The following is a 6,767-nucleotide window of genomic DNA, read 5'->3' as shown; positions in this document are numbered from 1 at the left end:
ACGGAACTGGTGGGCAACGCATATGAAGCATTCAGAGCACTGGGAATCCGGCCACCCCTAAAGGTAGCTGAAATCAAAAACGACGGTAACGGCACTTGCAAACAAAGTGCTCGGACTTCCGATGATTACCACACACCCTCATTATTGTAAAATGGAGGTAAATGTAGTGGTACGTCTTCTATTATTGCCCCGGATCCCTTGATTTTCGGGAGGTTTTAATTTGAAAGTTTCAAACTTCGATTTAGCCCCGGTGGGCAATCTTCACATTGGCCGCCCCTTTTCAAGTCATTGCAGACACTGAGCTGGAAACTGGCGCTTCGTGTTCCCCAACCCAGATGCGCAGGACTTCCTTCTGACCGGCCATATTGATGCCCAGTACGCTATAGGCGGCCTTATTAACTTCTCTTTTTAAACCCCTTCTCTTTTTAACCTTTGGTTATTTTGGCAATCTCTTTTTTCAGCGCTACGAAGCAACGTAGCAGTTCCAGGGATGCCTGGGCCAATTCTTCGGCTGTTTCTGCCCGGGCCTCTCTCACCAGAGTAGCACCGACAACATGAACCAAGCGGTGAGGCTCGTCTATAGCCCGCCAGGAAGGCAAGTGGCCGAACTGCCTGCCGCCCTCACCTACATACCAGCGTCCGAAGGCGCATCCGGTATGGTCGGATAATTTTTCGCCTGTTCCAACTTTCGCCACTACAGTATCAATGAACCGGGCATGGTCGAAAAGCCTGGCTGCCAGGGTATGAACCGGCGTATCCTATCTCGACCAGGAGTTCTTCCAGAACCGGCAGGGTGGCTTCACGGATGTGGGTGGCATTAGCTACACAGGAGTCACCGAAAGCTGTTATTTGGGCAAGCCGATGTGACGACTGGGCAAGATCTGTTGCCGTAGTGGCTACCTGATTCATGACCCGGGTTATTTCGTTGAGGGCGCTGGATGCAAGTTCCACCTGCTTCATGCTTTCATCTATGCTTTGTACTACAGAGGTAACCTGCCCGGAATAAATCTCAAAGGACTCCGTTACCTCTTTGCTGCGGCGGTCGGCCGATTCTGACAACTGGTCCACTTCTGCAGCCAATTCTTTCACAGTCCCTACCGCATCCTTCGTTTTCCCCGCCAGCTTCCTTACTTCTTCAGCTACTACGGCAAAACCACGCCCGTGCTCGCCAGCCCGGGCGGCTTCTATAGCAGCGTTTAGTGCCAGGAGGTTGGTCTGTTCTGCAATCTCCGCAACTTCTTCGCCGATCCGGTTGACCTGTCTTGTCCACCAGCGCCAAGGGCCAGCTTATCTTCCCGCAGTCATGGAAGAAAGCCCCCCGGGTGAGCCATTCCAGCTCTTTCTCCTGCAGGCCCAGCACCCGGCCCACCGCTTCGGTGTATACCGCCGTGGCGATGGCATGGTTACGAGGCCACCTCTCTTTAGACAACAATTCTCAAAAGAAAAAGGTCGGGCGTCCCTAAAAAATGGTACTGAATAGGATAGCACTACCGATTCTTGTATTGCCACTGCAAGAGGAACATTGTCAAATATTGTCGAGTGTTAAGCATCTGGAGCATCTCGGACAGCCACCCGAACAAACCCGGGCGGTTGAGGATGAGATGCACGTGCAAGCCCCCTTTCTTTTTACAGTTTCACAAACCTTTTCATTTTTTTGCAAAACTCCGCAATGAATCTTTAACGAACTTTTAATTGACCCGCAACAATCACCTGTTTAAATAAGTACCGAGGACGCCTGCCGCCGAAAAAAAGCCGTTTCGAGGAGGTGATAGAGAAAGCCTCCAGCCGGAGCCACCCTGCGCCAGGTCACCTAGGAGGCGGAAAGTATCTGCACTTTCAACGGGGGAAAAAGAGTGCGAAATTTACAGAGGAGGGAGTTTGCGGTGAAAAGAAAAGTTGCCGTGATTATCGCTATTGCCTTTGCTGCGGTTGCGCTTCTTTCGGGTGTCGCCCTGGCACAAAACGCACCCGCGGGAAACCAGTCCGGGGTGCCCGCACCATTCCAGGTCTTCCTGGAAAAATTGGCGGCCAACCTGGGCGTAGAACAAGGCAAACTGATGAATGCCATCAAGCAAACCGAACTGCAAATGGTTGATGAAGCCGTTCAGCAGGGCAAGCTGACTTCCGACCAGGCACAAAAAATCAAGGACAGGATAGAACAGGGTAGGTTTTTCCCAATGGGACTGTTCCACGGCTCTAAAGATGGCACGAAAGCCGGAGCCGGGAAATTCATGGGCAAGCAGATGGATGTGCTGGCCCAAATCCTGGGTATGAGCGCCGACGAACTTAAAACCGAACTGCAGCAGGGTAAGAAGATTTCCGACATCGCCCAGGAAAAAGGGCTTACTATGGATCAACTGCACCAGAAACTCCTTGATGCCAAAATCCAGGCCATCCAGCAGGCGGTGAAGGACGGCAAGATTCCTAAGGATAAAGCCGATAAATTGATCCAGCGGCTGCAAAACGCGCCGCAGGACGGAGGTTTCGAACACTTTGGCCCGCCTGCTCCTTACGGACAAACCCAGTAGATCATCGTTCCGGCACAATTTTGGTCGTTTGCACATCAGCGGCCTGCCCCCGGAAGAGGGGAGCGGGCTGCTCCGTTTTCGTCCATTAATAAAAAAGGCGGGCACCCACGAAAAACGTTGTTCTTTATATTGTTCGCCTGCCAGGCCCGGCAATAATGATCAAGACCGGTGTTGACAGGCCGGCACGCTCCGGCTCCAAAGTCCAAATCGGGGGAATAGTATTGCGAGCTCCTGCCTTCATACCACATGGTGTATTCGATTGGAAAGGGCAACCGTAGTAGTATCCTCCTACACCAAGGCATGGCTGGAAACAATAGATTGCTTCATGCAAGCGATTGTTGTTTTGCCGGTTGTGAAATCAGCGCCACCCGCCACATTACCTACCCCCATACAAACAAACCGCAAAGTCCACCCAAAAACGGTCGGGCAGGTACCCGAAATGTACAACCCACCGTACCAGCGGTTGAAAAAACGAACCGTAAGGCAGGGTACCCAGCAATGCAGTTCTTGTAATATTCTGGAATTCCATATGATGGTAGGCGGGCTTTTGTATTTGGGGCAGTTCGACAGGTAGCGATAAATTGTGCCAAAAAACCAAAACCCACCTGTAGAAAAACAGGCGGGCTTTGGTTCTCCGGCACCTTTTTGTTCCCGTTACCCACAGCGGGAGTTTGCAAACCGTTTGCAAACGAACTGTTCTGGAATCTTTGATTTTACCGGGTTTTAGATTGGACTGTTCTGGATTGAGTTTGCAAGGTACCCCTTTCGGGCAACACGGAAAAGGCTGAATTTCCTTGTTTTTTGCCGCTAACCCCGGTGGGCAACCTTTACATTGGCCTTGTACTCGACAACCCGACCGTTTTGCACATTGGCGGTCAGGTTGACCACTTCCACGCCTACAATATCGCTGATGGTCTTGGAGGCTTCGTCCACGGCCGCCTGGACTGCAGCTTTCCATCCGTTGGGCGACTCACCTACTAATTCCGAAACCCTGATATGCATAAAGTCACCCCCCTTTGATAAACTTTTTTAACAACTAAGGCTATTATCTACAATGAAAGAGAGTTTTATGCGGGCAAGAAACAGTGAAAAAACCCGGGGGTTAACCATTCTCCCCGGGTTGCAACATTTCCTTGAGCTTTTTTAAAACCTGGCGTTCCAGGCGGGACACCTGTACCTGGGACAAACCCAGCCGTCTGGCCACATCTGCCTGGGTTTTGTCTTCAAAAAACCGCCAGATGAGGATTTTTCTATCCCGTTCTGGCAGGGACATGAGCAATTCCTTCACCGCAATGTGGTCAAGCCAGGGCATCTCCCCTTCATCTCCATCCCGGAGCTGATCCAGAAGGTATATGGGATCGCCATCATCCTGGTGGAGAGTTTCGTAGATGGAGGTAGGCGCCTGGGCCGCTTCCATGGCGGTGACCACATCCTCCCGGGAAATCCCCAACTCCGCGGCCACTTCCCCCACCGAGGGTTCGCGGCCCAGCCGCCCGGTAAGGCGCTCCCGGGCCTGCTGGATGCGGTAGGCGGTTTCCTTCACCGACCGGCTCACCTTCACGGGGTTATCATCCCGCAAGAAGCGCCGGATTTCCCCCACAATCATGGGCACGGCATAAGTGGAAAATTTAACGTCGTAGTTTAGATCGAACTTATCGATGGCCTTCATCAGACCAATGCACCCAATCTGGAACAAATCTTCCAGTTCGTAACCCCGGTTTTGAAAGCGCCGGACCAAATTGAAGACCAGTTTTAGATTACAGTTGATGAGCCTTTCCCGGGCAGTCTTGTCCCCGGCCCGGGCGCGGCGCAGCAGTTCCCGCATCTCTCCGTCGTCCAAAAGGGGGAAGCGGGGTAAATTCATTTCCACCAATCGGGTACTCATAGGGCAGTCACCTCAATGCCCCCCCTGGGAAGCCGCTGCTGCACCCCGGTTGTTAATGTTTTTAATCATCGTTACCCGGGTTCCCCTGGCCGGGCTGGAATCCACATGCAGGCGGTCCATGAAGGACTGCATGAACACAAACCCCAGCCCCATGCGTTCCGGATCGGTGGAATAGGCCGGTTCCAGCGCTTTCTTTACATCGGCAATGCCCTTGCCGTTGTCTTCCACCCGGATTTCCACCCCGGTTTCCAGCAACGTGACGAGCACCCGTACGATGCCAGTCGGGGAATTTTCATAACCATGGACAATGGCATTGGCCACCGCTTCGGAAACAGCTACTTTAATTTCCTCCAAGTCGTTTAGGGTAAAGTCCAGTTGGGAGGCAAAGGCGGCCACGGCCACCCGGGCGAAAGCTACGTTGTCCGGCAGGCTTAAAAACTCCATCTTTAGCTGGTTAATCACCTTCATGGCAATCCCCCCTCACCCGGCCCTGGCCACAGCTTCCTCTTCCGTGGTATACTCACCCATGATCCGCAACAGCCCCGAAAGCTCACAAATGCGCCGCACATGGGGCTGCAAACCCACCAGGGAAACCCTGCCTCCTTCCCGGGCCAGGCGCTTGTAGCGGCCGAGGATAACCCCTAAGCAGGAACTGTCAATATAAGAGACCCGGCTTAAATTGAGCACCAGGTGACGCACCGGGTTTTTATTTAAAGATTCTTCCAGGGCATTGCGCAGGAAATCGGCTACCCCCAGGTCCAGCTCCCCTTCCGGCCGGACAAACAGGGTATCCTGTCTGATTTCCAGATCCAGTTCCACCATAGATCACTCCTACCGCGTTTTGGGTAAATAAATTATTCAATGAGCCCGGTTGGATGCGGCCCAGCACTCACTCAAATATGACTTTGCTCCCGGTGTTTCAGGTTTAATTGACATATCCGGTCTTGGGAAGAGCCAGTATCCCGGTGAGTGCTGGGTCCTCGCTCACTCCAGTGCTTTGCGTAAGATGCGCACCGCATCCTCGTTATAACGGTTTTAATGAATATTTGCCGTATTTAACTCGTAACTTCTACGTTGGGATGGGATTCTCCTGCTAAATGTTACCATACATTCTGTCGAAATGCAAATTTTAAGGCGCCCCTTATCCCGGGGCACCCGTTTTAACGAACGCTGTGCAGGCGGGTAAATACTTTTTTGATCTGCTGCAGCAAGTTGGCCTTTTTAACTTCATACCGGGCCACCAGAGGCACCCGTAGCACTTCCTGCCCGTCCTTTTTCACTACACAGAAGCCAAGCTGCTGCCTCCGGGTCACGGGAGCGGTTACGTGGGAGGGCAGTTCCAGGTGGGTGGTGAATCCCCGGTCCTCCCCTTTTGGTGCTACCACGGTAACCCGGTCTTTTGCCACCACATCCAGCTTGTCCACCACGCCCTTGCTTACCGGCAGGGATTTTACTTTAGCACCCGCCGGGTAGATGTTTACCGCCTTGTAACGGGCAAAGCCATACTTGTAAAGCTTGATGGATTCCCGGAAATGGCTCTTTGGTTCGGGTGTACCCAGGACTACCACAATCAACCGCAGGCCGTCCCGTTCCGCCGAAGAAGCCAGGCAATATTTGGCCTCGTTGGTCCAGCCCGTCTTACCAGCATCCACGCCCTCGTACCACTTGAGCAGCTTGTTGGTATTCCACAGCTTGAACTTCCCGCCCCGCAAATCATATTCGTAGATGGAGGAGATGCGGCGGAAAAGGGGATATTTCAAACATTCCCGCAAAATAACCGCCATATCGTAAGCCGAAGTGTAATGGCCCCTGGCCGGCAGGCCTGTGCAGTTGACAAAGTGGGTGTGTGTTAAGCCCAGTTGCCTGGCCCGCCGGTTCATGGCCTCCACAAAAGCCTCTTCGCTCCCCAGGATGTGCTCGGCCACGGCCACGCTGGCATCATTGGCCGATCCTACGGCCACGGCAATGAGCATTTCCTCGAAACTGAATTCTTCCCCGGGTTCAAGGTAAATCTGGGAGCCGCCCATCTCCCACGCGTTTTCACTGGCCACCACCCGGTCCTTCAAACTGACCCTGCCCTGTTCCACGGCTTCCACGGCTAAAAGAAGGGTCATGATTTTGGTCACACTGGCCATGGGTAATTCCTTATCGGGATTTTTGGCCCATAAAACCTTGCCCGTATGGGCTTCCATGAGCACCGCTGATTCGGCGGTAGTATCCAGCCCGCCGCTGGTGCCTTCCTCCTTCTCTTTCACCGCCCAGGCCGGTAAGGCACAGGCCAGGGTAAATAAACAAATCAACAAGGTACTGAGGATTTTCCGGGCGAACATTTAGTCAAACCTCCTTACCCTTAT

The 6,767-nt window shown here is 53.0% G+C and carries 7 protein-coding genes and 2 pseudogenes; 1 reads left to right on the top strand and 8 read right to left on the bottom strand.

The features are described 5' to 3' along the window. Positions 1–230: 230 nt before the first annotated feature. From J2Z49_RS08485 to J2Z49_RS08475, 3 genes and pseudogenes are all read right to left on the bottom strand, one after another. Positions 231–406, bottom strand: a pseudogene (locus J2Z49_RS08485) (transposase); the annotation flags it as partial. 19 nt (positions 407–425) lie between these two features. Further along, on the bottom strand, positions 426–695 hold the full coding sequence (locus J2Z49_RS08480) for a CZB domain-containing protein (RefSeq protein WP_307402054.1): 270 nt from the start codon (positions 693–695) through the stop codon (positions 426–428). Positions 696–702: 7 nt separating this feature from the next. Further along, positions 703–1,227 (bottom strand): annotated as a pseudogene (locus J2Z49_RS08475) (methyl-accepting chemotaxis protein); the annotation flags it as partial. A 656-nt stretch (positions 1,228–1,883) separates the two neighbouring features. Between J2Z49_RS08475 and J2Z49_RS08470 the strand changes: the two are divergent. Continuing rightward, a complete protein-coding gene (locus tag J2Z49_RS08470) occupies positions 1,884–2,528 on the top strand; it encodes a hypothetical protein (protein WP_307402051.1) in 645 nt (214 codons plus the stop codon). A gap of 807 nt (positions 2,529–3,335) precedes the next feature. Here the strand turns inward: J2Z49_RS08470 and J2Z49_RS08465 are convergent. The 5 genes from J2Z49_RS08465 to J2Z49_RS08445 form a co-directional block, all read right to left on the bottom strand. Beyond that, complete coding sequence (locus tag J2Z49_RS08465) at positions 3,336–3,530, bottom strand: dodecin family protein (protein ID WP_307402048.1); 195 nt, start codon at positions 3,528–3,530, stop codon at positions 3,336–3,338. Positions 3,531–3,630: 100 nt separating this feature from the next. Further along, the gene (gene sigF, locus J2Z49_RS08460; protein WP_307402047.1) at positions 3,631–4,413 is read right to left on the bottom strand and encodes an RNA polymerase sporulation sigma factor SigF; all 783 of its coding nucleotides are present in this window, start codon (positions 4,411–4,413) and stop codon (positions 3,631–3,633) included. 12 nt (positions 4,414–4,425) lie between these two features. Next, on the bottom strand, positions 4,426–4,881 hold the full coding sequence (gene spoIIAB, locus J2Z49_RS08455) for an anti-sigma F factor (protein WP_307402044.1): 456 nt from the start codon (positions 4,879–4,881) through the stop codon (positions 4,426–4,428). A gap of 12 nt (positions 4,882–4,893) precedes the next feature. After that, the gene (gene spoIIAA / locus J2Z49_RS08450; protein WP_307402041.1) at positions 4,894–5,235 is read right to left on the bottom strand and encodes an anti-sigma F factor antagonist; all 342 of its coding nucleotides are present in this window, start codon (positions 5,233–5,235) and stop codon (positions 4,894–4,896) included. 338 nt (positions 5,236–5,573) lie between these two features. Beyond that, positions 5,574–6,743: a D-alanyl-D-alanine carboxypeptidase family protein gene (locus J2Z49_RS08445; protein WP_307402038.1), complete on the bottom strand. Its 1,170-nt coding sequence runs from the start codon at positions 6,741–6,743 to the stop codon at positions 5,574–5,576. Positions 6,744–6,767 lie beyond the last annotated feature (24 nt).

Origin of the sequence: Desulfofundulus luciae, from assembly GCF_030813795.1 — a bacterium.
Taxonomy (GTDB): Bacteria; Bacillota; Desulfotomaculia; order Desulfotomaculales; family Desulfovirgulaceae; genus Desulfofundulus; species Desulfofundulus luciae.
This window is presented reverse-complemented; position numbering and strand designations above follow the sequence as displayed.